Raw genomic sequence first — 26,211 nt, forward strand, 5'->3', positions numbered from 1 at the left:
GGACGGCGACTGAAAAATCACCGTCCAGAACGAAGTTAACGGTATTTCGGTTTCGGAGCCGGATCCTTACCCTGAAAATCCAACGTCTCTGAATCGAATTCCCGATAAAGGGTGATCATATACGTGTCCGTGGATTTTATGTTTAGATGAAGACTAGCGGGACCGAACTCCAACCAAACGTAACGGTGATAGGCTTCCAAAGCGATCGAAATGTCCCAGAAGTTCAATTTGATTCCCGCAAAAGGGCTGATGTTGTAGGAGGTGCAGCTTTCCCGAATCGCACAAACTCCGATTCCTCCGTCCACGCCGCCGATCAGATCGAGTCCGTTGAACGTTTTGAATTCGTATTTAATACCGAGATCTATACTGTTCGTTTCGTAACGGACTCCGTTCCTCATTTCCGTGGAGATATAAGGAACGACGTATTGAAGCGAAAAAAGAAGAAACGCGTTTTGAAGACCGTCGATGACCGGTCTCGGTTCGATGAGAATATATTTGTTCGTGTATAAGGCGTTCAGATAGGAATCGTATGGTCTGGCCGAATATACGCTGTTGGTGAAACCCAAACGGTAAAACGTCGAAGGCAGTTCGCCCGGAATTTCGATTCCGAAAGAAGTGTGTTTCGAGTTGAGAGAATAGGTTCTGTCCTGCAAACCGATGAGGATCGCTTCTATCTGCCTGGGATCCAAAACGGGATATTCGAAAATGGAAAGAAATACGATCCCCGTATTTATATACGTATCTTTGATCGGAAGCGCCCCTTCTCCCCTTCGTATATAGATCTTTTTCTTTTCCGAAAAAAGCAAAGAAGGTAAAAACGCGAGAATTAAAATAAAAATCGTAAGTTTACGCAAAAAACCCCCAAACGAATGCACGTTAGTCGCTCTTTCAAGGGAATATTAAGACGCACAACGTGAATCCGAGTTCAATCGTTATATCCGTTTAGGAATCGTTTTAAGACAGCATGAAAAATAAAACCGAAGGGCGAATTTTCTATATTTTAAACCGGAAGACGAAAAATCGCGGAAAAAACGTTCTAAAAAGGAAATCGTATTTCGCAGAGCGGGTCTTCGATCCACAAACGAAACGATCGAGTTCTAAAAAACTAAATTAGCAATTCCTCATAAAATGCTCCGAAGTTTTTTTCCGGAAGAACGAGATGGGTCTCCAAAATCCAAAACCGGTCTTTACCGTCCGGCTTTTCGTTTAACGGAACTTCGTTGCCTTCCCGGATATAATGGATCCGATCTTTGGAATGGATTTTATGATGGGAAAAACGATCGATCAGATGTCCCGCGATTTCGCCTCCGAAACGATAACCGAATTTTTCCGCGGTAGAACGCGCAAAGGAATACAATTCGGAACCGGTGACATCCCGTCGATCGATATAATAATTTCTGCATATACTCCAAACTTTGGCCGCGTCTTCCTTTAATTTGAGTTTGATCGGATCGCTCCCGAGGACGTAGGTCCTTCCGAAGTCGGCCTCGTATTCGTCGAAGATGGGACCGTAATCCACCCAGAGTATGTCGTCTTCGAGAATCATCGAATCCGGGGGATTAAAATCGTAGGGCAAAACCGTATTCGCCCCCGCCCTTACGATCCTCTTGTGCCAGTATTTGCGGATTCCAAAAAGCGATTCCGCTAAACGAAAGATCGAATCGCTTAACTCCGATTCGGCGAGACCGGGACGTATCAAACCGTCCCGCTCGATACGGTCGAATAGGATCTCCGCCTTGGTTTGCGCCTGTATTAAACGTTCTAACGTTTGTTCCGAATTCACTCAAAGTCGTCCTTTAACAAAGAAAAGTCGGCCGCATACGAAGCTGCGGTGCCGCCTAACGTTTTTTGATCGCGAGAATTCCAGCGAGATATGCGACGGGCAGATAAGCGCCCAAAAGATCCAAAACAGTAAACCAAACCGGAGAAGGCAACAGGATCGTATTCGCGATTCCTCCGATTAGAAACAGGATTCCGATTCCGGCCGCCAACAAAAGCCGACGGGTCGCCGCTATCTTTGCAGTCACGAATGCACCGAAAAACGTTCCGAGCGCGTGGGCCAAAAAAGGAAAGAAAAAATGTTTCGGCTCGAACAAATGCAGAGACGCCTTTAGTCCCTCCATCGTGGTCACATCGGCTCCGTTAGGCGGAGGAATGATATGACCGCTGACCGTTACGATCGCCATGTTCACGGCGCTACCCACAACGGCGCCCGCCAAAAAAGCCAGAATATTTCGAAAGATGGGATTCACTTTGTCCGTCCTTGTTTCGTATTGTGAGAATCAGCTTTGTCGATTCGAAAGCGGTTTTTCTACGACGACGAAACACCGTCTCCGGGAAAGTCAGTTCCCACGGAGGAAAGAATGAATCGGAAACCGATACGAACGTCAAGTAATTGTTTAGAATTTCGTTCTTCTGCGGAAGGATTTGTTTTGTTCGTTTCGCTTTTAAGCCGCCGCATTTTTAGATTCGGGTCGTTTTAAAAAAGGTATCTTTCCCTGAAAAGCCATCACGACCCGGTCCTTCGGATCGATCAGTTCGTGCATCACTAACCTGAAATTGGATTTCAATTTATTTTTTTCTAATATACTAAATCGACCCCGTAACGTCTCCCTCACAGCAGAACGTCGTAACATTTCGTGGTCTTTCCATCCTTCTATCCGCCCCAAGCGACCAGGCAGCGATAAACCGCAGTTATGCGAAGTATCTTAAATTAAGCCTGTCACTAACCTAAGCCCTGCTTCAATTTTGTCGAACTTATTTGATTTAAGTTTTCCCGCCCGCTCGATGAATCTCTCTTTATCTAAAGTCGCGATCTGAGACACATTCACTACCGAATCTTTTTATAAGCCCGATTCTTTCCTACTAACCAGAACATTGCCGAGAGCTTCAGACAAATTTAAGTTCGATGTAATCGCAATCGACACTACCGTACCGATATTACTTTCGTTAAAGGAATCATCTTGAATAATCGAAACGGGTCGCCTAAATCCAAACTCACTTCCGAATGGAATTCCTAAGTCTACCCACCAGATATCACCACGAATCATTTTCTAAACTCTTACGCCGTGACTCTACAGATACGTCTGCGAGATTACTTTTAAACTCTTCGGATTTACTGCCGTAAATTTTATTTAACTTCTCAGTTACGGATTCCTTACTATGCGATCGAATAAATTCTTCTAACGCCTTTGCAAAAGGCTGGCTTCGAGGTATTCCAAGTTTTTTTGCCGTTTTCTCGGCGACTTTAAATAACTCATCCGGAATTGAAATTGCAGTTTTCATATCGGAGGTATAACCCCGGTAATACCAATGCCAACTTCGAAAAACGTGATTTTTATTAGCCTAAACTCTGAAAATGGATTTTTCTTTTAACGCGTACCGCGCTTCAAAATCGAATTAGGCCTAAGGGCAGTTTGACGAACGAAGCGAGGAGGTTAGGCGAAGTTTTGCATTAATTCCATAGTGAATTGATCAAATTGGTTTTCATATTTTCTGTCCAACGTAAAAGTATGATTGTTTAATTTATTAAAACCTAATTCGAAGGAAGTTTTCCTAAACTTTATAAAATCTTGAGCCCAATTTTCTTCATCAGTTAAAGTCTGAAAATTAAATTTAATTGGATATTGAAACTTAGTCGCTATCTTTTCCAATTCAAGTGCAAGGCCCTTTTTTTCCCAAAAATAAAATAGACTTTCTATTCCATAGAGACTAAGAATATACTGATCAAACTTTTTGGAGTATTTATTTTTTTTCTTGATTTTTTCGAAAATTCTATCCGCTGTTTTATCCGATTGAATCCAGCCTGTTCTTTGATTGAACGAAAGTGAGTTACATTTACATAAATCAGAAAATTCTTGATCACTAAATTCGTACTTAGATTCAGAAATTAATACGATATAGTCCGTTTGAATCGTAAAACCACCCTTCGTTGAATAAATTCCGTCATCAATATGGACCAACAATTGTTCTAATTCGGACTTTTCTGGACGTCGTAAAAATTTAAATGCCAAATGAATCCTACCTTCATTAAATTTTGCATTAATTTTATTTAAACACTCTGAAACAAATCGATCTTCTTTCGATGCTTCTAAGCGCGTTATCTCAATAATAATGTCTCCATATTTTTTCGATTTAATTAGGATATCCGGATTTTCTCCGGTCACAAATTTTGGATCTAATTCAATTTCCGATAAATTGACGATTCTTTTTAGTAGGAATAGCTCTTTTAATATTTCGTAGGCTTCGAATGAAAACTCCGCGGATTTAAATTTTGCGAGAAGGATTCGAAATACTGTCTCATTTTCTATTCTAATTTCGTGTAAAAAATCAATGACCCATAAAAAGCAATACCCGGACCATGGAGCAAGATTATTTGCTAACTTAACCAAATAGTTTTGTTTATCGCCTCGATCCTGATATTTTTGATCTATCCATTTCTCCAGACTTCGAATTGCTTTCTTAAAATTAACTTTGTCAGGTTGATCAAAGTTATCAAAGCGGCGGTCATAACGATTCCAATAAGCTAACCTCCAATAACTATTAAATTCAGTCTTTTTTCGAAGTCTCATTTTCCAGCAATCCCGTCTAACGATAATTATATGCAATCCGCAAACGGTTCTTTCCCGTTTTCACGATCGAATGTCTGAGGACAAACGATATGGCCCGTCTTCGTAGTAAAGAAAAACGAAAAAAGAGAAAAATCAATGAATCGACTTTCGAAAAGGATCCATAACTCAGAAACATCGTGAAAAACGAACCCCGAGGAAATTTTGGCTTTGAAAATGGATTTGCGGCTAATAGGGAAGAAGTAGAAGAACTGTGCGACTTTTGAAGAATCGATTCTCACGAACGAGGAAAAGCGTCCCCGGTTTTACCCAGGGACCAAAACCAAACCAGGCTCACAATTTAGCCTACTTAAAGATTCGGGAGAATCGCGAAATTCCCTCTCGACTTTTTTTCGATTCCGTCATTTTTTCTCCGATTTTTTGAGCGTGGCCCGCATCAAGATCACCTTCCCCGCAAGTGCGGACCTATGGGATTTAAGAAAAAATTTTCCTTCGGGAGTGGCAACCTTATACGCCGGAAATTCCCGTACTGTTTCGAATCGAAGGCCGTCTCCGAAAAATTCGCCCATCTTACCGACCCATTTATCCTGAACGACCACATAACGTTCCCCGTCTTGACGAACCGCTTCGTAAAGAACCGCGGGATCGAAAAGAGTTCTCGCAATCCGTTTCGAATAATAGGCGTAGGACCGTTTGGAAGCAGGAACGCCGAATAGAAACAACTTCTCCTTTCCCACTTCGTGTTCGCGGATAAAACTGCCGATCTCTTTGGAAGGTTGATACGAAGTCAGCATCGGATACAGATACAAACTCACGACCGAAAGAAAAAGAGAAATCGGAAACAACCACACGGCGAGCGTTTTCGTCGGACCGTTCCCTCGTAGATACGTCCACAGAAAAACGACCGCGTAGAGGATCGGAAGAATCGTATACGTCCAGGAAACGTCCACGCTGAAAACGGGAATCGCGGCTACTGCGATCAGAAAGAAAATTCCCGTGGCGAACATAAGTATCTTTTCCGTCTTCCAAAACGGTCCGCCTTTCGCGTCGTAAACCGAGAAAAGAATCGATTCTAAAACGCCGGAGCCGATGACGGCCGCGGCGGGAAGACACCAATAGATGTATTGCGGGAGTTGATATTTGGAGAAGCTGATCAGAAACAGAAAAAGAAACAACCAAAATCCAGGAACGAAATCGCCGCTACTATATTCGTTTTTTAGAATATTCTGAAATAGTCCTTTAAAACCCGATCGTTTCATGAATTCGCGGATCCGAAACGCGACAAATCCGAAAAACGGAAGAATAAATATTCCGAAAGCCCAGGAGAAGTTGGAATAGAAGAAAAGCGGATTGAACTTCTGATTATACATCTTCGCGTAAAAACGTCCGAAGGATTGGATCCACAAAAAGAAGTAAGGTCCGTAGGTCTGAAATTCGAAATATAAAGGAATGGACCACAACAAGGGCGGCAAAAGCGCCAAAAGCGCGCCCGGAAACAGCCTCATTTCGAAGAGACGTTTCCAATCCCTCCGAAACAGGATATCCCCTCCGATGGAAATTGCGGAAATCACCATGGCGATAGGCCCTTTCGTTACGAATCCGAGCCCCATGGAAAAATACATTAGATAATAGTAATTTTTGTTTTTCTTAAGCGCAAGATAGTAGAACGCGTGAACCAGGATGAGATAGGGAGTAAGATAAACGTCTATCTTTGGATCCACCACCATGGAATAAAGTCCGGGTGAAAGAGAATACAAAAAGACCGCGAGCCACGCCCTCGTACGGCTTCCGGAATACAATTCGGTGAGTTTAAAAATCCCCCAGAACGACAGAAGTGTGAAGAGGATCGCCGGTAAACGAAAGGCAAAGTTCTCGTAGCCGAAGATTAAAAAGGAAAGGGAAATCTTCCAAAACGTTAGAATCGGTTTATCTAAGTACCGCCTACCGTTGTCCCGGATGAAAAACGGATTTCCGCCTTCCACCATCTCCCGCGAAATTTCCGCGTATTGCGAGGAGTCGATGTCGATCACGTCCAGAGGAAACGTAAAAAGCAGGGGAAGAATCGCGACGAGAAGAAAAACGAAAAGGAATTTCTTGGAAAGAAAAGAAGTATCGGAGGAGATCTGATTCATACCGTAACCTAAAATTAATCCATAAACCCGGATTCCATCACGCAGGTGTTAAACCCCTTGCAGGATGTCTCCGATTCGAAACAAGGAAGCACGAAACTTTGTTCGCGGATGCAACCGCTTTCACAATCGATCATCGCCTGCCCTCTTTCCGCGTCCGTAACCTTTACGTCCTTAAACGTATTCTCCGCGCACTGAACAAAAAACTTACAGGCGGAATTACACTTTTGTTGAACGTATTCCTGACAGGAAACGAGGGAAAGGATCGATACAAAAAGAAAAACGAATCCGAATCCGAATTTACTCGCGATCCTTATCGTTTCCGTCCGTCGAAAACGAAGGAATCGGTTATCGGGAAGTTTTATAAAAAGAAAAATCCTTTTTAGATTCATTGCCCCATTTTCCAAATAGGAAAGAGGAGGTCAACTTTTTGAGGCGAGCATGCCGCACGCACCGAAGATATCTTTTCCCGGCGATCTTCGGTTCAGAATCGGAACGCCCGCGGGTTCCAAAAGCGAGATGAATTCCCGCACCTCATCGTGTGTGGGTCTTCTCCATCCGAAAAATTCCGTGTTCAGCGGAATGACGTTGATCTTACAATCGAGCGATCTCGCGATTTTGACGAGTTTGTCCGCGTTCTCTTTTCCCATGTTAACGCCGGGAATCATAACGTATTCGAACGTGATCCTTCGTTTTAATTCTCTCGTAAAATCCTTGGCCGCTTGTAGAAGTTCCGGAAGCGCGAACTTCTCCTCAATGTCCATGATCTCGCGTCTTCCGTCGGGATCGGGATGATTGAGCGAAATCGCGAAATTATACGGCTCCTTGTTTTCTATGAACCTTCGGATTCCGTTCACGACCCCCGAAGTGGAGATCGTGATCCTTTTCGCGCCCAGATTGAGCGCGTCCGGATCGTGTAGGATGGAAGCCGCTCGGATCACGTTGAAGTAGTTGTGGAACGGCTCTCCCATTCCCATAAAAACGATGTTAGTCGCCCGATCTCCCACCGTCTTTTCCACTTGTAAAACCTGGTCTACGATTTCGTGAGCCTTTAGATTACCTTGAAATTCTAATTTAGCGGTCGCGCAGAATTTGCAATTGAGAGTACAACCTACCTGGGAAGAGATGCAGATCGTTTTTCTACCGCCGTCTCCGGAAGGAATCCAAACCGCTTCGAACTCCTTTCCGTTTCCGGGTTCGGACGCGAAGGTGAACTTCTGCGTCCCGTCCACCGATTTGAGATGTTTTATCGTATGAAGACTCGTCAAGGAACACTGTTCCTCCAGTTTCTCGCGAAGCGCCTTGGAGAACGTGGTGAATCGATCCCAGGATTCGTATCGGTTTACGTACAGACCGTGGTAGATCTGTTTGGCGCGGAACGGTTTTTCCCCCAGCGAGAGCACGATCTCGGAGAGTTCGGACAAGGTCCTTCCTTTGAGAGGAATTTTTCCGGTTTGTATGTCTCCGAGAGAATCGTACGTCATAAGGCCCTAAACCGATTTTTTTCCGGCCGTTTCGGGAGGAAACCCTTTAAAAAAGTCTCAGTCGCCGGAAATAGGGATCGAAAAAAGAATCGAAGTTTTTTTCCATATGGATCATCCGAAATCGGCCCTCAATGCCCGAGCACAAAAAAATATTTACGTCAAAAGTGTTCCTTTTTTTATAACAAACATGTCGTTGAATTCAACTTCAAAGGTATATGTAAAAAAAATAATATTTTGTTTTTACGTATTTTTCTATCTTTCCTGTTCAATATTAGAAAACGGCTTAGAAGACCCTGAAAAGCTCGCGAATCAAAAGTTGGAGAAGGATTTAAATAATATCATACTTGCGGGAATCGCGCAAATTCCTCCTTGTAAACCGGGATTAATCAATGAACCGGGCGTTTGGTTAGACCCGAACAATGCGAGTTATTACAAAAGTCCTTATATAGGAACTTTAGCGGATGGAACTACATTTTGTTTCGGTTATAGTTCTAATAACGGTATGGGTTTATTCGTTACGTTCGACTACCCCGAAGCCGGAAGATATAAAATTCAAATGTTCAACGATTTAGAACAAGGATTCGGAAGACGTATGGTCGGAGGCTTATTGAAACAGGATATAGAGACCATTTCGATGAGTGACTTATTCGATTATGAGGACTCTTTTGCCCAACTGCCGGATATAATCTATCCTCCTTTTGATATTTCATATCCCGTTTGCGTCCTACCTGGAACGGAAGGTCAAACGAACTGCGTAGATGATGCGACAAGCGGGTCTTTACGAAGATCATTGATGATCTCATTATACTCGTATTCAACCGGCGGTATAACAATAACTTGTACGGGAGCGTGCAACTTTTCTTACCCGCATAGGGCCCGGATAATTATATCAAAAGAAGAATAGGAAGGCACAACATAAGATTTTCGGGCGGAATTCCTAAAAGAAACGGTATTACGACTGTTTCTTTTAGGTTCGACCGGCCCCGCGGAGATACATTCCGTTTAATATTATATCAGAATCTTATAAAATACTAAAATAGATCGAGCCAGGCCTTGCGGATGTCCTGCTTTTCCATAAAATAAGTGCCGATCAGGGCGGCGTCCACCAATTTGCGGAAACGATCCAAATCCGATCGACTCCGCACTCCCGATTCTCCGACCCTGACGATGTTTTTAGGAAGAATCGCCGCGACTTCCTCCACCAAATCCTGATGGATCTGGAACGTATCCAAATCCCGCGTATTGACGCCGACGATCTCCGCACCACAGTCGAGCGCGAGTTTCGCCTCGTCCACGGTGTGTACTTCGACGAGACTGTCCATTCCCAAGGAGGAAGCGGTTCGGATGAAGTCGCGAATCCGATCCGGAGTCAGAATCCTAACGATCAAAAGAACGGCCGCCGCTCCGTTGGACCGCGCTTCCCGGATCTGAATCCCGTCCAAAATGAAATCCTTCCTCAAAACCGGAATTTTTACGTTAGACGAAACCGCCCTCAGATCCTCTAGGGAACCTCCGAAATATTGGCGATCGGTAAGGACTGAGATGGCCGAGGCTCCCGACTCTTCGTAGACTTTCGCTACGCTTAAAGCGTCGTAATCGGAGCGGATTTGGCCGGCGGAAGGACTTTTCCGCTTACACTCCGCGATGATCGAAAAGGTCCGGCTTCGTAAGGAATCACGCAGCCCCAGCCCATCGTACGGAGCCGGATCGCTGTCTTGAATGTCCTTGATTTCGTTTTGTTTTGTGGAGATGATTTCTCGGAGAACCCGGTGTAGTTGTGCGGAAGACATCGGAAATTAGAAGGATTTCAAAGCCTCGTCTTCGGTTTCACGGATATCGAAAAGGGAGGTGAGTTCGATCACGTCGAAGATACGTTTTACGGCCGGCTTAATATTACTGATTTTTAATGCGCCTTCTTTAGAATTCAATTTTCTTAATGTGGAAATACAAGCCCTAAAACCGGAAGAGGACATATAATCCACTTCCTGCATATTCAGAATCACTTTTTTATGACCTTGATTGTCGATCAGATCATTCAGATTTTCCTCTACTTCATTGGCGATGGAAACATCCAATCGTCCTTTGAGATAAACAATCAAAACACCGTCGCGTACTTTGTGATCGAGCAAGGGAATATCCTTAGTTTTTGCTACTGACAACTATCGCGGGCGAAAATAACCTGTCAATCACAGTTCAACGGCCCAAAAATGAAATTTCCAGACTCGTTTCACGGTTTACGAACGCTTGTTCTCGGAGGCGGAATTTCCGGAAACGCGGCCGTCGGACTTCTCGTTTCGCTCGGAGCCGAACCGATTCTTTGTGATCGGAATCGTCCGCAATCTCTTTCCATACCGTATCTTCCCGACACGATCGATCCTTTCGAACTTCCTCCGGTTTCGCTGATCGTAAAATCTCCCGGAATATTACCCGCACATCCGATTCTTACCTACGCGTTCGAAAAAAAAATTCCGGTCGTATCGGAGATCGACTTAGGAAGAAATTTTTTTCCCGGTAAACTATTGGGTGTAACCGGAACGGACGGGAAATCCACAACGACCGCCCTCGCCGCACATCTGCTTCGAAGGGATTTTCCCGATCTTAGGGAAGGCGGCAATTTGGGAATTCCGTTTTCCTCCTTTTGTAGGGAACCGATTTCCCTCGCGGTTTTAGAGTTGTCCAGTTATCAATTGGAGGATTCGTCCCCGCTTCGACTCGACGTCTCCGTATTTTTAAATCTCGCCCCGGATCATCTGGAGCGTCACAAAACGATGGAGAATTATTTCCGAGCGAAGCTCAAAATCGCGGACGCAAAAAATCCGGCGCACGTTTTCGTCGTTTCCGAAAAAATCAAATCGTTTCTCCCGGAAACGTCCTATTTCGAATGTACGATCCGGACATTCGGCAAACATGCGTTATGCGATGCTTTTCTGGACGAGGCGGAAAATAAAATCAGAACTTCGCGCTACGAATACGACATTTCAGGATTTTATCTGCCGGGCTCCCACAATCGCGAGAATCTAGCCGCCGCGATTTTGGCCGCCGAGGCGATCGGTGGAAAACCGGAATCGATCCAATCCGAACTCGTTTCGTTCCGAGGACTTCCGCACAGATTCCAGATCGCGGGTGAAAAAAAAGGACTTTTCTTCGTCAACGATTCCAAATCCACGAATCTTCATAGTATGCTCGCGGGAATGTCCACGTGGAAAAATCCGGAGGAAACCCTTTTGATTTTAGGAGGAAGACCGAAACAGGAAGACCCGAAACCGCTTTACGATTTCGTAATGCAGGGAATCGGTTCGATCGTTTTGATCGGCGAAGCTCGTTCGGTCTGGGAACAAGGCCTTCGGGAAAGAATGGGAGTTCGATTGATCTCCCTCGAATCCTTAAAGGACGTTTTCCTTTTACTCGATTCGTCCGAAAGATTTTCCGACAAAAACCACAACGATAGAATTCGTCTGAAAAACGGAACGAACGTTGCTTCGATCGTTTTCTCTCCCGCTTGTGCTAGTTTTGATCAGTATAAAAATTTCGAAGAACGCGGAAACCATTTCCTCTCCCTAGTGCGCGATTTCCTAAACGAACCGATCTGATTTTTTGGGGACGCACGCGGTCCAATTTCCGTAACGGAATTCGGCGTTATTTTTCCGCGTTAGGGATGTGGAGCGTGCGTAAGCAGTCGTCTCGCAGAGACGACCGAAGGCGAAAGCCGCAGCGCGGAACAAGCCCGGCCGCGCCGTCGCACTCGAATCCATTCGTTTCGCGATCCGGTTGCGCGGAACGCCCCCCGTGGAGCGAGAGCGACGCGTTGAGTTACCGGAGCGATCCATAGAGAGTGGCACGTTGAGTTATCGGTAGTGTCCGATCAAAGAGCGACTAACGCAAAAACCCCGAACTCTGAAGACGATCATACACGTTGCCTTCTATGAAAATTTTGAGAAGTTCCGCGTCCACGTGATTGTCGCGGGCCTCCATCTGAAGAATGTCGAGCGCTCGCTCTAAAGGAACGGCACGTTTGTACGGACGATCCTTGTCCGTAAGTGCGTCGAAAATGTCCGCGATCGTCATGATCCTCGACTGGATCGGAATCGAATCCCCCGCCAACCCGCGCGGATATCCGGTTCCGTCCAACTTTTCGTGATGTGCGTGCGCGATCGAAGGGACCATTTTGAGATCCCCCGTCCAAGGGATTTTACTCAGAAACTGAAACGTATGTTCTACGTGCGATTCGATTTCCTTTCGCTCCGCGAAATCGAGCGAACCTTTTTTGATCGTTAAAAATCCGAATTCGTACGGCGAAATCAGATTCAGGTTTTCTCCTGCGGTGGTCGCATAGTTGACTTTGGCGATCTCCTCCAACATTTGAAAATTAGATTCTTCTAATATGGAAGGCTCGTTGGAATCCACCACGATCTGGAACATCTGGTCCAATTTCTGATATTCGACCTGAAGTTCGAATTCCAGGGAGGTTTCGTAATCGGCGAATCCCGCGCTTCCCCGTTTTTTCAGGTAGTCCGTCTTTTTTTGGAGAATTCTGGATTCGATGTCCTTTTTGATGTATTGGAATCTCCAACGGATCAGTTCGAGTTCGTAGTCCTCCAATTTTTTGGATTTAACGAGAACCTTCTCGCGCACCCCGACTTTGCCGAAGTCATGAAGCAAGGACGCATAACGTATTTCCTTGATCTGTTCCTTGGAAAAACGTACGTCCTTGTATTTCCCGTCCGAGATCCGATCGACCGTTTCCGCCAAACCGACCGTCAACAAGGCGACACGGAAGGAGTGACCGCTCGTGGTCGGATCCCTCGATTCGATCGCGTTTACGGAAGCGGTCACAAACCCTTCGAAGAGGGTTTCGATCTCCTGCAAGAGGTTGTTGTTTTGTATGGCGACGGCGGCCTGACCGGCCACGCTCATCACGAGTTGAGCGGAATAGTCGTCGAAGGAAAGCACGTCTTTACCCTTCATCTGCTCCACCGTCAACTTTTGGTTGAAGTTCCGTTTTTTATTGATGAGCTGAATGACTCCCACGACCTCGTTCCTATGATTTTTCATAGGAACGACGAGCATGGACTTCGTATGATAATTCGATAATACGTCGAAGTTGCTGTTGAACGTATATTCCGCGTCCTCGGGGAGATCGTAGACGTCGGGTATGTTCAGAATTTTTCCGGTCGCAGCGACGTATCCGGCGATGCTCGACTTGTTGATCGGAAGTAGGAATTCCTCCGTGTCGATATCCATGGACGAAATCTTAAAACGCAAATTTTTTATAAAACCGAGCTCGTCCTTTTCGACGAGATACAAAGAACCCGAATCCGCGACCGAAATCTCCCTCGCGCTAAAAATGATCTCCCGAAGAAGTTTATGAAAATCCTTTTCGTCGGCGAGACTGATTCCGATCCGGGTAAGTTTCGAGATTTCGTATTTGGTGGTATTCACCTTGTGTTGCAGATCGAATTGATCCGTAACCATCTGCAATTGAGTGAACGCGTTGACGAACGCCTTGTTCAAAACGACTTCGGAGGAAGTTTCCGGAAGGATCGCAAAAATAAGATCCTCTTCTATTCTGAGATCCGGAGAAGGAATATAGTCCAGAGTATCGTTTAGGATAAAACGGCTCAGAATTAGGGGATTACTTTGGAACCTTCTGTGGATGTCCCTTTGAAATTCGTTCAACACCGGAATCGTAAGATAAAAAATCACATTCAAAAAACCGATCGAATCCTTGATCGACTCGGAATCGAAAAATTCTTTGAGGTCTAGAAATTGAAGTTCTAAGCGGGAAGAGACCGGTGAAAGTTTGCGGGAAAGGGAACGCGAATCCGTGACTACGTATTTTGGAAACTTCTGACTCATTCTTCCAGGAGCCAATGAAACCGTACTTTAAAATTCAGGGAAAGAGAATTTTTGATCGATTCCTCCAAAAAAAGGGAAGTCGAAAAAAGGATTCAAAAAGCGGAATTTGGAAAAAAATCGAGGACCGACGGAGCGAACCGTTGCCGCGTCGGCCCTCTTAGAAAAAAATCCCCAACCCCCTCGAAGAAGGCAAATTATTCGAGTAAGGAAAGGGCTTAAGTTAGAAGGCTTACTTAACGTTTGAGACCCAATACCTCTTGTATCATCTGATCGGAAGTCGTGATCGTTCTGGAGTTCGCTTGAAATCCCCTTTGTGTGACGATCATATCCGTGAACTGATCCGAAAGATCCACGTTAGACATTTCCAAAAGTCCGGCGTTGATCTTCCCTCTTCCTTGAACTCCGGCTTCCCCGATATTCGGTTCTCCCGAGTTCATGGAATACGCGAACATCGTGTCGCCCGCCTTATCCAAACCGGCGGGGTTGTTGAATACGGCGGTGGCGATTCTCGCGAGAGGTTGACGGACTCCGTTGGAGAAAACGCCCGTAATCGTCCCCGAATTGTCGATCGAAAACGATTCCAGATAACCCATGGTATAACCGTCCTGTTTCACCGCTTTAGTGGTGAAGTCGGAGGAAAATTGTGTGATTCCGTCCACCATTCCCGCTTCTCCCAGATTGAGATCGAAACTTTGTACTGCAGGGTTCCCCGGAATCCGGAAGGAAACCTTCGCGTTCAACTTACCGCTGTTCATCGAATCAACTCCGTCTGAAACGTAAACGAGTTTTCCGTCCGGTGTAAAGCCGAATTCGAGTTCCGTATTTCCCGGAAGTTGCGTATTTTGACCGCCCGTTCCCGCTACGTCCACGGAAAGTTGTGTCGCGTCGGTTAAATTGAGACGGGCTTTCCAGGTGTTATCGCGTACTTTATAAAATTCGATTTTAAATTCCCTTTGAATCCCTTGATCGTCGAAGGTTTTGATCGTGGTGACGTGCCCCCTTCTCATCTTCGGATCGGGATCGTTGATCATAGCGGTGATCTCTTCCTGGGTCGAGTCGGGAGGAACCGCGGGCGCGGAGGAATTCAGGTTCGATTTAAAATCGATCTGAGAAGTCGCTCTCGCGGGCTCCTTGGAATATACGGGAATGATAATATCTTCGATGGATGCCGATGAATTGATGAACTTGTTTCCTTTATCGTCGAGTCTCGCGTTCCACCCTTGCACCTTAAGACCGTTAGCCGGATTGACGTAGTAGCCGTTCTTATCGAGGTTAAAAGCTCCGGCTCTCGTATAAAATTGTTTTTCACCGTCTTTCACGATAAAAAACCCTTCCCCGGACATCGCCACGTCCGTATTTTTACCCGTAGTCTGCAGCGATCCTTGAGTCATGATCTTATCTATTGCGGCGATCAAGGACCCGAGACCCACTTGTTGCGGGTTCACGCCCCCGATATTCTCCTTCGGTTCGGAGGCTCCCCTAAGTTCCTGGGAGATCATATCCTGGAACGTGACGCGTTCCGTTTTAAAACCGTGCGTGTTCACGTTGGAGATGTTGTTTCCGATGACATCCATTCGGACCTGATGGTTCTTGAGTCCGGATACGCCGGAATAGAGTGACCTCATCATAAAGCTGTTACCTCGATTAACCTTTGTTTATTTATTCGTACGAATTACTTTTGTTTTTTCCGGGGAATTTCCAATCGGAAGGTTTATCCTCGGTCGCCGTTCTGTCGTTAGGCGAATTTTCTTTGGCGACTTCTCCGGGAGGAACGTTATCCGAAATCGGAACCGCATCCCGTTTTTCCGCTCCGCTGAGCGCTTTTTCTTCCGGCGCGTTAGGCGCCGTTGCGGAAGCTCCGCTTGCAGGCGCCGCAGACTCGGTCGTGGATCGAACCGAACCGTTATGTTGCGTCTGACTTTGATTGTATGCGGCCTCCTGTTCCTTGAGAACGACCGGATCGCTGATCAAAGAGATCTGTTCCACGTCGATGGATCTTCCGTTGACTCTAACGAAGGTCTTTCCTTCGCCGTCGAAAAAAAGAGCCCCCGCGATTCCCGCGACGTTTTCACCGTTTACGAAGTCCGGACCGGAGACTAGTTTTCCGACGAGGGAAAAACTCTGCCGATTCCCCATCTTCTGAATCCCCGTGGAAATATTATTCATCTGTTCGAGGGAAGAGAATTGTGCCATCTGCGCGATGAAGTCCTGATCCTTGACTGGATTGGTCGGATCCTGGGAAGATAATTGTGTGATGAGAAGTTTGAGAAAATCGTCCTTGCCGAGGGATTTTACCGTGGAACGGATTTCGATTCCTTTGAGGCCGTTCTTTTCCTCCTTCTCCATATTCTCCATATGGTTCCGGATATTGAAACTTCTGTCTCCTTCGAGATAACGGTCTCTTGTAGCTTGTTGGCTGACGCCTGTTGTCTCTGGCATGATTCCCTCCGAGGCCTATACTTTCAGATCGAGCAATTTCTCGTTTTTCCTTTCGGTTTTTTCCGAAAAAGGGTTAGCTTCGGGCGAATTTTCTTCGGAGAAAAATTCTTCGTCCTCGTAAAAAGTGCTTTTGTAATTCGGGTTTTGTTCCGCGTCGAAAGCCTCGAAAAAAGGGCGAGAATCGCGTCCGCTTTTATCGGACTCCGCGTTGAAAGCGAACGATCCCTCTTGTTCCCTTACTTCGATCACCAGTGATTCCAATTCTAAGCCGCTCGCTTTCAGTTCCTGTTTGAGATTGGCGAGCTCGGCGCCTAATTGTTGTTTAACGAAATCGGATTCTACGAGAAGTTTTCCGCGGATCACGTCCTTGTCCGTCGATATGGAAAGCGACATGTGACCGAGATCCTTCGGGTTCATTCGAATACTCGCGACGGTTTTACCTTCCCCGAGAATCTGAACCCTCGCGGTTCGGATCAGGGATTGGAAATTTTTTTCCATGTCTTTTTTGGACAGGGAGGCGAACCCTTCCTTCCCTTCGCCGGTTTCGGTCCTGAATGAGGAGGTTTCGCGTATGGAAGAGGTTCCGGATAACGTGTTCCCTTTGATAAGAGAAGAATAGGAATCCCCGTTTCCGGAACGCGAAGACTGTTCCTGGCCGGAAGAGGATTTTCCCGAGGACGAATCGCCAAATTGTTGTAATACGGCGGTTTTGATCTCCTCTCTCGCGGAATTTTTTATCGCGAGATACGAGTCGGTTTTTTTATCGCGACTGATTTTCCATTTTTCGGAATCGAGAGCGACTTCCTTCGAAACTTCCGCTTTGACCTCTTCCGATGCCGCGGTTTGCGCTTCTTTTCCGGAAACTTTTTTTTCTCCGAGTTTGAATTCCTTTACTTCTTCCTCCGCGTTCCGTAGACGGACGGCCGTTCCGGAATGGGAGGTTTCGGCGAGTTCTTCGTTGCGAGACGTTTCTTCTTTTTTGAAATGAGGACGTTTGATTTCTTTGGAAGTTTCCACAGGAGAAGACGAGTCCTGGGTCGTGTCTTCGAATCCGATCGATGATTCCTTTGTTTTCGTGTTTTCTTCGGGGTGATGAGTTTCCTCTTCCCTCCGGAAAAACGTTTCCAAGGTTTCGTTTTCGGATCTTGATCCGGTTTCCACGGTTTCCGCGTCGATCTCGGTTTCGATCTGATTTTGAAGTTCGTCTACGATGACGGCTTCGATTTCGGGATCCACGGTTTCGTTCGTTTTGGCCTCGGCGACCAAAAACCAGGGAAGCGCTGTCACGTTAGTCGCTTCTTGCAAATCCGCTGTCGGTTCCGTTTCGGTTTTTTCCTCTTCGACCGAAGGTTCGTCTTTTACGACGACGTTTTCGATTTCCTCCGGCTCCGAATGATTCGTTGTTTCGTTGTTAGGTGATTGCGCTTCCGACTTCGAGGTCGGCTTTAAAACTCCACTGAGAGTTTCATCCAGTCCTTTCTGCGCGGAACCCTGTAGAGTTTTCATTACGTCAAGAAAAGATGTTTTTCCGATCAACGCGCCCGTCGCGCTGGTTAGGTTCGGTGTGGAACCGGTTTGTGTCTGAGGTTTGAATTCTGAAATCGTAAGATCGCCGGAAATATTCATTCTACGCTCCGCAGTATTAAAATCGATCTTTCGCTGAATTCCTTGACGGTTTTTTATATTATCTTCTTCCCTTTTGTGATTATGTCGCGCGTTCGTTTTTGGGGTATTGAAAATCGAGGAACGGCCGGCGAATGATCGGAACGAAACCGTTTTTTTCGGAAAAGATGTGGGAACTCACACGGATTCATGGGCGACGAAAGATTCTCCCGTCAAACTTACGTGGGAACTCACACGAATCCACGCACGACGAAAGATTCTCCCGTCAAACTTACGTGGGAACTCACACGAATTCACGGGCGACAAAAGATTCTCCCGTCAAACTTACGTGGGAACTCACACGAATTCACGTACGACAAACAAAAGCCGAGTTTGAAAAACCTATTATTTGCAGGCTTTTTGTTTCCGGATCATATCGGAAAGTCGATTCTCTTCTTCTTGAGTGATCGTATGACGCTTGAGAACCGACTCCGCAATGGGAATCGAGGCCGGATCTTTGTTAACACATTGACTGAAAAATTCGATCGCCTCCGCTCTGGTGTTTTGATTTTCCTTACCGAGACGAATCCTATGAAGTTCGAGTTTTTTTTCCCGCGTGGAAGTATCTACGATCAGATAATCTTCGTAACACTCCTTGATAAGATGATCGGGAAGATCGGTGATCGCGCAATTTTTCTTGGAAGCGGTGGATTTTTTTTCCGGTTCACCTACGATGCGTTCGGCGATTTTTTGGGATTCCGAGTCGTCACGGGTCGGATTGACGACCAAAGTTTGATTTTTTTTCTCTTCCGATTTCTTCGGTTCCGTTTCCCGATTTTTCGGAGCTTCTTCGATTTGTTTAGCCGTCTGTTTCGGCTCGACCGTTTCCGGAAGTAGAATCCGATTTTCCGGGACGGGCTCCTTTTTCAAAAGACGATCGAAAAAAAAGTCTATCATAAAAACTGAATATCTTTGAATTTTTTCCTCGTCGTGGAAATTGTTCACCGCTTTTTTCGCGTTTTTTGCGGCGCCGAGAATGTCCGCTTTGGAAGATTTGGCATTCTCCAAATCCTTCACCGTATAAGCAAGACTCTGGTGGAATTTTTTCCGATAGGATTGATTCCAATTCAACGCCGATTCTCGAAGAAGATCCTGAAATAGGGAAAAACTTCTGTCCCTCTCTTTCAGTTTTTTTTGCACCATCTCACGGTAAAGTTTACGGAGATCGTCGTCCTGCGCGGAGCGTTGCGGAATCTTCTGCGGAACGGTCGCGACCGAATCTTTTTTTTTGTCGGCATCAAACCAGGTATAAACCGTGTTCAAAACGCCGTCTACGACGGATTGAAAGATATCGCCGATGAGGGAAGTCTGTTTCGATTTTTTGTTTTTATCCGCGACGAGTTTTCGATAGATCAATTCATATTCAAGATTTCTACTTTTCTGAAGTTCGTCGTATTTGTCCGTAAGACTTTTTTTTAGAATCCTCCAATCCTGATAAAGATCTCCGCTTTTTCTAAGAAACGGAGACAACCCCTTCGTGGAAACCTCGTCCAACGAAGTTTCGTTTTTTCTAAATTCCGAACGAAAGTGTTCCAGGGTTTTTGTTTCTATCTCGCGATAGTGTTCGTTTAACAATTCGGTGTCCTGAAAGGACTCCATTACGATCGGAGTTTGATCCGGAGTTATCGAAGGCAAAGTTTTACTCCTTCCACTTGATGGAACAACCCATCGAAGGCATTTGATTGATCGGAGCCGGATTTCCTTTTACCAGTTGATGGACTGCGTTTTCCAATTCCTTACGGGAAACCTGCTTTTCATTCTTCCAGTTGTCGTCCATTCTACCGTGATAGTACAAAGTATGATCCGAGTCGTAGAGAAAAAGATCGGGAGTGCACACGGCCTTCAAACTTCTTGCGACGTTTTGCTCCGCATCGATCAGATACGGGAAAAAAATTTCCAATTCTTGGATTTTTGTCTTCATCGCATCCGGAGAATCGTCCGGATAATCGGGGTGAATGTTCGGATTCAAGGCCGCGGTTTTCACTCCCAACGAAAGGATTTCCGCGGCAAAACGGATCAATCGCGGCCAGATAGCCTGCGCATACGGACAATGATTACACGTCACCACAAGCAACAAACCAGTGGAACCGAACAGGGAATCGGAATCATAAACGGTCCCGTTCGGATCCGGAAGTCGGAACGCGGGAAGAATACTTCCTAACGGAATTTTTTCGGATTCGAGAAGAGCCATTCTGGACTTACAGTGAAGTCAGGCTTTTTTCATGAAATTATTTTTTTATCAAAAGTAATCAGTTTTTTACAAAGATTTCAAATGATAAACAGCAAACTTTTTTGCAATCGTCGTTTTCGTTGAACGGAATCGCGAAAAAAAACCGCCCTCCGGGGAAGGAAGTCGGTTTTTATCAATATATCTTCGGCATCGAATGGATTTCCTGCAGAGAATGGATCGTAAAACCTTTGTTCTTCATTTCCACCATCCCGCGGATCAGCGCCTTTGCCGCGTTAGACGTCGTTAGACAAGGTACCTTAAAACGGATGGCCGCCTGACGGATCGTAAAACTGTCGTCTCTGGTAACACGAGACAAAGGTGTGTTGATGATGAGATGAATTTTATTCTCGCGAATATAATCCAACGCGGTCGGAAACACGTTGTCGTATACTTTGTTGATTTTGGACGAAAGAATTCCGTTGTCCGAAAGGAACTTATGAGTTCCCGCAGTCGCGATCAGATTAAAACCGAGTTCCGAAAGATCTTTGATGTAGGAGAGAAGTTCAGACTTCGTTTTATCGTTGATGCTTACGAAAACGGTTCCTTGATACGGAAGTTCGTCTCCGGCCATGTATTGGGATTTTAAAAACGCTTCTCCCGCGCTCGAGGCGATTCCCATTACTTCTCCCGTGGAACGCATCTCCGGTCCGAGAATCGTATCCACCCCGGGAAATTTATTGAACGGCAGCACCGCTTCCTTAACGGCCACCTGCGGAAACGCCATTTCCTTCGGAAGAGGAAGACTACTCAGGGATTCCCCCATCATGATACGTGTAGCGTATTTTACGATCGGATGTCCGAGGGCCTTGGACACGAACGGAACCGTTCTCGAAGCGCGCGGATTGACCTCTATGATATAGAGAACCTCGTCCTTCACGGCGTATTGTATGTTGATCAGACCTTTCACCTGGAGTTCGATCGCGAGGGATTTTGTCGCCTTTTTGATTTCCTCCATCATCTTTTTTGAAAGTGTTTGCGGAGGAAGCACACAAGCCGAATCCCCGCTGTGAATCCCCGCTTCCTCGATATGTTCCATGATTCCCGCGATAAAAACATCCTTTCCGTCGCAGAGCGCGTCCACGTCCACTTCGATCGCGTCCTCCAAAAAGGAATCGATCAACAAAGGACGATCCTTGGAAATTTCTTCCGCCTTTTCCATATAACGGTCGAGTTCCTTCTCTTCGTTGATGATGAGCATCGCCCTTCCGCCCAAAACGTAACTAGGCCGAACGAGAACGGGATACGTGATCTTGTGCGCGATTGCCCTCGCCTCCTCCATCGAAGTTGCGATTCCGCTTTCCGGAGAAGTTAGTTTCAATTTTTCTAATACTTCTACGAAACGTTTACGGTCTTCGGCGCGGTCGATCGAATCCGGACTTGTGCCGAGAATTTTCACTCCTTTTTTTTCCAGATCTTTTGCGAGTTTGAGAGGGGTTTGTCCTCCGAATTGTATGATCACACCTTCCGGTTTTTCGTTTTGATAAATCCGATACGCGTCTTCCAAAGTGAGCGGTTCGAAGTACAATCGATCCGAAGTATCGTAATCGGTGGAAACCGTTTCCGGATTGGAATTGACCATGATGGATTCGATTCCCAAGTCCTGAAGCGCGTAGGAGGCTTGACAACAGCAATAGTCGAACTCGATCCCTTGACCGATCCGATTCGGACCTCCTCCGAGAATCATCACGGATCGTTTGGATGTGACGTCCGATTCGTCCTCCTCGTCGTAAGAGGAATAAAAATACGGAGTGTATGCCTCGAATTCTCCGGCGCAGGTGTCGATCCGTTTGAACACGGGAAGAATCTTTTCGGAAACGAGAACGAGTTCGATTTCGTCTTCCGTATTCTTGAGGAGGTTCTGGATCTCCGTCTTTTTCAAATCCACACGTAGAGAAGAATCGAGCAGATCGAGAATTTGCTTTTTATTTTTCAGAAACGCGAGCTGGCGGTTGGAAAAACCGGCCCGTTTCATCTTGGCGAGAATGGAATCCCCCGCGGACTCGTATTCCTTTTCGAGTTTGAAAAGATCCTCCATTTGCCAGAGGAACCATCTATCCACCTTACAAAGTTCGTGGATACGATCCACCGTGTAACCTTCGTCTAACGCAAGTTTGACGTAAAAAATCCGTTTGTCGTTGGGGCGTTTGAGTAAGGAATCGATCCATTCCTTTCTTTGATCCTGGTTTAAACTTCTGGAATATAATAATTCTTGAAAATATCCGTCCGAACCGAATCCGTATCTGTCGATTTCCAACGAACGGAGAGCCTTCTGGAAACTTTCCTTAAACGTCCTTCCTATGGCCATCGCCTCGCCGACGGCTTTCATCTGAACGCCGAGAGTATCGTCCGTGCCGGGAAATTTTTCGAACGCGAATCTGGGGACCTTGGTGACAACGTAATCGATGGAAGGTTCGAAGGAAGCGGGGGTGACACGAGTGATGTCGTTTTTAATTTCGTCTAACGTGTAACCGACGGACAACAACGCGGCAATTTTCGCGATGGGGAATCCCGTAGCCTTGGAAGCGAGCGCCGAAGAACGGGAAACCCTCGGATTCATTTCGATGACGATGACGTCCCCGTTGGCTGGATTGACCGCGAACTGAATGTTCGATCCGCCTGTCTCCACTCCGATTTCCCGGATGATCGCGATGGACATATCGCGGAGATTTTGGTATTCCTTGTCCGAAAGGGTTTGTTGCGGAGCGACCGTGATGGAATCCCCCGTATGAACTCCCATCGGGTCGATGTTTTCGATGGAACAGATGATGACCACGTTGTCGGCGGAATCCTTCATCACTTCGAGCTCGAATTCCTTCCAACCGAGCACGGATTCCTCCAACAAAACCTGACTGATCGGAGAAGCCTTGAGACCTTTGGAAACTACGTCTTCGAAAGTTTCCTCCGTGTAGGCGATTCCTCCCCCGGTTCCTCCGAGAGTGAACGCGGGGCGAACGATCAAAGGCAGACCCAACCTTTTTTTGATCTCGGCGGCGTCTTTGAGATTGTTGGCAAGTCCCGACGCGGGAACTCTTACGCCGATCTTCTCCATCGCCTTTTTGAACAGTTCCCGGTCTTCCGCCTTTTTGATGGCTTCCACTTTGGCGCCGATGAGTTCCACGTTGAATTTTTCGAGAAGACCCGCGTTGTTGCAAGCAAGCGCCAAATTGAGAGCCGTTTGCCCCCCTACGGTAGGGAGAATCGCATCCGGTTTTTCCTTTTCGAGAATTTTCTGAACCACTTGGACCGTCATCGGTTCGACGTAGGTCGCGTCGGCCAGATTCGGATCCGTCATGATCGTGGCGGGATTGGAGTTGAGTAGAATTACGCGGATCCCTTTTTCTTTGAGGACTTTGGCGGCTTGCGTTCCGGAATAATCGAACTCGCACGCTTGGCCGATAACGATCGGACCGGAACCCAGGATGAGTACAGAGCGGATATCTTCTCTTCTAGGCATATTAAAATACAGAATTTTAGCAAAGCCCTATCCTTCAAGCATCAATTTCGAAGAGGAAACAAATACTCCCCCGCTTTCCTGAATTTTCCGGAATCGAGCAGAAAGGATCGAAGCGAATCCTTTAAGGAGGCACATTCCGAAACCGCAAGGACCCGTTCGTTCCAAGGATCGGCGATCCGATCATAACAATTCCAGAGGACTCCGTTTTCGGAAGGAATGTAGATCAGTTTTTTTCTTCCGTTTTGTAAAGACCTATGTTTGGAAACGACCACACTTTCTTTCGCGTACGGATCCGAGACCGAAATAAAAGGAAACTCCCCCGATTCGATCGAATGAAGTCCGATGATGTTCGGATAAAAAATTCTTTCCTTTTGAAAGAAATGATTTCCGCGATCGCTAAACCAAATCCCCGTTTCCGAATACACCGTCCGATCGTCCGTCCAGGATTTCGACCGGAAGACTCGGTTCAAATTCCTTCCTTTACGATCCTCGATCTCTTTTCGTAAAATTTCGTTTTTCGGATGGTCCGGATTTTTTTCCAAAACCTCGGAAAGGAGCGTGGGGAATAAATCCAAGGAGCTGGTGATTCCCGAAAATTCGAAACCGGCCGCTTTGCCTCCGGGGAATTTGATCAATAGAGGAACGTGTGTCACACCTTCTCCGCGCAGATGTTCTCCGTGACCGTGACCGTGATCCGATTCGAAGAGAGATTCTCCGTGGTCGCTCGTCAAAACGATCAAAGTGGAATCGTATAGTCCGTTTTCTTTCAACCTGCGTACGATCTTCCCGACGGAATCGTCGAAGGACGATATCGAAGCCCGAAACAGCCCGCGAATCTGTTCCCGATCCTCGACGTTCGCGGGGGAGGAATCGCTCGGATCCACGAACTTATAGTATTTGTATTTTCCATAATATTCAGGATTTGTAAACTTCTTGTAAAACGGGTACGGAGGACTGAAGGGAAAATGTGTGACCGAGGAAAAAAACACGACGAAAAAAGGACGACCATCGCCTTCGATCGAGTTCCAAAGATCCGGAAGAATTCTGGAATCGTCCCCCAGACTCGGAAGTCCCCGCAGAGAAACGTCGTATTCCCCTCCTCCCGGAATAGAACCCGTATAAAACGGAAGAAGGAATATCTGCGATTCCAAAATCCTCTGCGCGGTCAAAGTCCCCGCGTGAAAGTTCGGGGCCTTTACCGTTTCGAATCCCCAATCGGCTCTCGAAAAGATATCTCCCGCAAAGGAAGAAACGGCCTCGGTGCGATAACCGAGTCGGCGTAAAATTTCCGGAAGGGTTTTCGCGAATTCACGATTGAGACCGGAACGATCCTCCGCGTCCGGAAACATATCCTGGATTCCGTGGATAAAACTCGGTTTCCCGGTGAGAAGATCCGCCCAAGCCGGAAACGTCCTAGGAATGGTGGTATGATGATCCCGGTAAATCGCGGAATCCTTTGCCAGCAAATCTATGTTAGGCGTAATATCGGACCGTCCTACGGCGAATCCCATCTGATCGGCCCGCAAACTGTCCGCGGAAAGGATCAATATGTTCGGAAGCCCTTCTGCGGGCGTTCCGACGGAGGAAACGTTCACGGAGGAAAACTTCGGCGAAAAAAAGAGGAACCAAAACGCCGGAACGAGCCAAAACAGGGGAATTAATTTATATTTTTTGAATATTACAGAAATTATATATATCCAGGAAACGGAGAAAATTCCCGGAACGTTCCCCAACCTATGAAAAAACCAGAGAGAAACGCAGAAAAGGGCGAGCCGTATCGCGGAAGCGGCGTCTCTTTCCCGCGAGTAAATCCGAAACGCCGAGCACAAACAACCCGCCAAAATGAGAAACGAGGCAGTTTGCGGCACGATCGGAGTCACGTGATCCGTCAAAAAAAACAGAAACAAACGGAGAAATGAAACGCGATCGAAGAAGAATTCCCCGTACATCTGCGGATAGGTCAGAACCGAGTGACACCAGATCAAAAAAACGAACGATACGAAAACGATCGTCTGTTTCGAAAACGAATTCGAAGTTACGATTCCCTGATTCTCCGTTTTCTCCAGCCGGGACGACTTCGTTGCAACCGCGGAATTCCTACGCGACGTTTTCCAAAACGATCCTACATCGTGTTCGAAACCCACGGAAATCAAAAGTCCGATCGCCCCGAATACCGCTCCGCTCGAAAGGGCGGTTTTGCAATAATCCTTGAGAAACAAAGGAGCAAAGGATAAGAACAAGGCTTTGAATTCGGAAAGATCCACTCCCATCACGTGAAAGGAGGAATTGAGAAGAAGTGTGACGATCGAAATTCCGACTCCGATTGCAAAAAATCGAATGTACGTTTTCGAGATTCTCGCCGAAAAAAATCTCCGAATCTCGCCGACGG

21 protein-coding genes and 1 pseudogene are annotated in these 26,211 nt (G+C 46.4%); 2 read left to right on the forward strand and 20 right to left on the reverse strand.

The genetic code is table 11. The features are described 5' to 3' along the window. Nucleotides 1-35 precede the first annotated feature (35 nt). From EHQ17_RS13565 to rlmN, 10 genes and pseudogenes are all read right to left on the reverse strand, one after another. Nucleotides 36-854 (reverse strand): hypothetical protein, encoded by an 819-nt coding sequence (locus EHQ17_RS13565; RefSeq protein ID WP_135592285.1) that lies wholly within the window; start codon nt 852-854, stop codon nt 36-38. Nucleotides 855-1,105: 251 nt separating this feature from the next. After that, nucleotides 1,106-1,783, reverse strand: coding sequence for a M24 family metallopeptidase (locus tag EHQ17_RS13570; protein ID WP_135592202.1), 678 nt, complete (start codon nt 1,781-1,783; stop codon nt 1,106-1,108). 55 nt (nt 1,784-1,838) lie between these two features. Then, a complete protein-coding gene (locus EHQ17_RS13575) occupies nt 1,839-2,252 on the reverse strand; it encodes a hypothetical protein (RefSeq protein WP_135592204.1) in 414 nt (137 codons plus the stop codon). A gap of 195 nt (nt 2,253-2,447) precedes the next feature. After that, nucleotides 2,448-2,636, reverse strand: coding sequence for a hypothetical protein (locus EHQ17_RS13580; protein WP_135736198.1), 189 nt, complete (start codon nt 2,634-2,636; stop codon nt 2,448-2,450). A gap of 72 nt (nt 2,637-2,708) precedes the next feature. Beyond that, nucleotides 2,709-3,050, reverse strand: a pseudogene (locus tag EHQ17_RS13585) (type II toxin-antitoxin system PemK/MazF family toxin). After that, nucleotides 3,037-3,285 (reverse strand): ChpI protein, encoded by a 249-nt coding sequence (locus tag EHQ17_RS13590; protein ID WP_135592206.1) that lies wholly within the window; start codon nt 3,283-3,285, stop codon nt 3,037-3,039. Before EHQ17_RS13590 ends, EHQ17_RS13585 begins: the two are co-directional and overlap by 14 nt. A 152-nt stretch (nt 3,286-3,437) precedes the next feature. Further along, nucleotides 3,438-4,571, reverse strand: coding sequence for a hypothetical protein (locus tag EHQ17_RS13595; RefSeq protein ID WP_135592208.1), 1,134 nt, complete (start codon nt 4,569-4,571; stop codon nt 3,438-3,440). Between the two features lie 398 nt (nt 4,572-4,969). Next, nucleotides 4,970-6,700, reverse strand: a complete 1,731-nt coding sequence (locus EHQ17_RS13600) for an ArnT family glycosyltransferase (RefSeq protein ID WP_135592210.1) — start codon at nt 6,698-6,700, stop codon at nt 4,970-4,972. Nucleotides 6,701-6,714: 14 nt separating this feature from the next. Beyond that, nucleotides 6,715-6,963, reverse strand: a complete 249-nt coding sequence (locus EHQ17_RS13605) for a Cys-rich protein (protein ID WP_425460715.1) — start codon at nt 6,961-6,963, stop codon at nt 6,715-6,717. Between the two features lie 156 nt (nt 6,964-7,119). Beyond that, nucleotides 7,120-8,181 (reverse strand): dual-specificity RNA methyltransferase RlmN, encoded by a 1,062-nt coding sequence (gene rlmN, locus EHQ17_RS13610; protein WP_135592214.1) that lies wholly within the window; start codon nt 8,179-8,181, stop codon nt 7,120-7,122. 106 nt (nt 8,182-8,287) lie between these two features. Between rlmN and EHQ17_RS13615 the strand changes: the two genes are divergently transcribed. Continuing rightward, nucleotides 8,288-9,085 carry a hypothetical protein gene (locus EHQ17_RS13615; RefSeq protein ID WP_135592216.1) on the forward strand — a complete coding sequence of 266 codons (798 nt, stop codon included), beginning with the start codon at nt 8,288-8,290 and terminating at the stop codon, nt 9,083-9,085. 127 nt (nt 9,086-9,212) lie between these two features. Here the strand turns inward: EHQ17_RS13615 and EHQ17_RS13620 are convergent, their stop codons facing one another. Together EHQ17_RS13620 and EHQ17_RS13625 are read right to left on the reverse strand one after the other, a co-directional pair. Beyond that, nucleotides 9,213-9,971 (reverse strand): indole-3-glycerol-phosphate synthase, encoded by a 759-nt coding sequence (locus tag EHQ17_RS13620; protein ID WP_135592218.1) that lies wholly within the window; start codon nt 9,969-9,971, stop codon nt 9,213-9,215. Nucleotides 9,972-9,977: 6 nt separating this feature from the next. Next, nucleotides 9,978-10,310, reverse strand: coding sequence for an STAS domain-containing protein (locus EHQ17_RS13625; protein ID WP_010575596.1), 333 nt, complete (start codon nt 10,308-10,310; stop codon nt 9,978-9,980). A gap of 78 nt (nt 10,311-10,388) precedes the next feature. On the opposite strand from EHQ17_RS13625, the gene murD reads away from it, so the two are divergent. Continuing rightward, the gene (murD, locus tag EHQ17_RS13630) at nt 10,389-11,771 is read left to right on the forward strand and encodes a UDP-N-acetylmuramoyl-L-alanine--D-glutamate ligase (RefSeq protein WP_135592220.1); all 1,383 of its coding nucleotides are present in this window, start codon (nt 10,389-10,391) and stop codon (nt 11,769-11,771) included. Between the two features lie 283 nt (nt 11,772-12,054). Here the strand turns inward: murD and EHQ17_RS13635 are convergent, their stop codons facing one another. The 8 genes from EHQ17_RS13635 to EHQ17_RS13670 all read right to left on the reverse strand — a co-directional run bounded on the left by EHQ17_RS13635 (nt 12,055) and on the right by EHQ17_RS13670 (nt 26,200). Then, complete coding sequence (locus EHQ17_RS13635) at nt 12,055-14,037, reverse strand: GAF and HD-GYP domain-containing protein (protein ID WP_135592222.1); 1,983 nt, start codon at nt 14,035-14,037, stop codon at nt 12,055-12,057. A gap of 233 nt (nt 14,038-14,270) precedes the next feature. Beyond that, entirely contained in the window at nt 14,271-15,665 is a 1,395-nt protein-coding gene (flgE, locus tag EHQ17_RS13640) for a flagellar hook protein FlgE (protein WP_135592224.1), read from the reverse strand. A gap of 31 nt (nt 15,666-15,696) precedes the next feature. Beyond that, nucleotides 15,697-16,476: a flagellar hook capping FlgD N-terminal domain-containing protein gene (locus EHQ17_RS13645; RefSeq protein ID WP_135592226.1), complete on the reverse strand. Its 780-nt coding sequence runs from the start codon at nt 16,474-16,476 to the stop codon at nt 15,697-15,699. 15 nt (nt 16,477-16,491) lie between these two features. Next, complete coding sequence (locus EHQ17_RS13650) at nt 16,492-18,102, reverse strand: flagellar hook-length control protein FliK (protein WP_135592228.1); 1,611 nt, start codon at nt 18,100-18,102, stop codon at nt 16,492-16,494. 381 nt (nt 18,103-18,483) lie between these two features. Further along, a complete protein-coding gene (locus EHQ17_RS13655; RefSeq protein ID WP_135592230.1) occupies nt 18,484-19,773 on the reverse strand; it encodes a hypothetical protein in 1,290 nt (429 codons plus the stop codon). 4 nt (nt 19,774-19,777) lie between these two features. Beyond that, nucleotides 19,778-20,329 (reverse strand): thioredoxin family protein, encoded by a 552-nt coding sequence (locus tag EHQ17_RS13660; protein WP_135592232.1) that lies wholly within the window; start codon nt 20,327-20,329, stop codon nt 19,778-19,780. Nucleotides 20,330-20,501: 172 nt separating this feature from the next. After that, on the reverse strand, nt 20,502-23,822 hold the full coding sequence (gene carB, locus EHQ17_RS13665) for a carbamoyl-phosphate synthase large subunit (protein WP_135592234.1): 3,321 nt from the start codon (nt 23,820-23,822) through the stop codon (nt 20,502-20,504). A 41-nt stretch (nt 23,823-23,863) separates the two neighbouring features. Continuing rightward, nucleotides 23,864-26,200 carry a sulfatase gene (locus EHQ17_RS13670; RefSeq protein ID WP_246057551.1) on the reverse strand — a complete coding sequence of 779 codons (2,337 nt, stop codon included), beginning with the start codon at nt 26,198-26,200 and terminating at the stop codon, nt 23,864-23,866. Nucleotides 26,201-26,211 lie beyond the last annotated feature (11 nt).

Origin of the sequence: Leptospira gomenensis, assembly GCF_004770155.1 — a bacterium.
Taxonomy (GTDB): domain Bacteria; phylum Spirochaetota; class Leptospiria; order Leptospirales; family Leptospiraceae; genus Leptospira; species Leptospira gomenensis.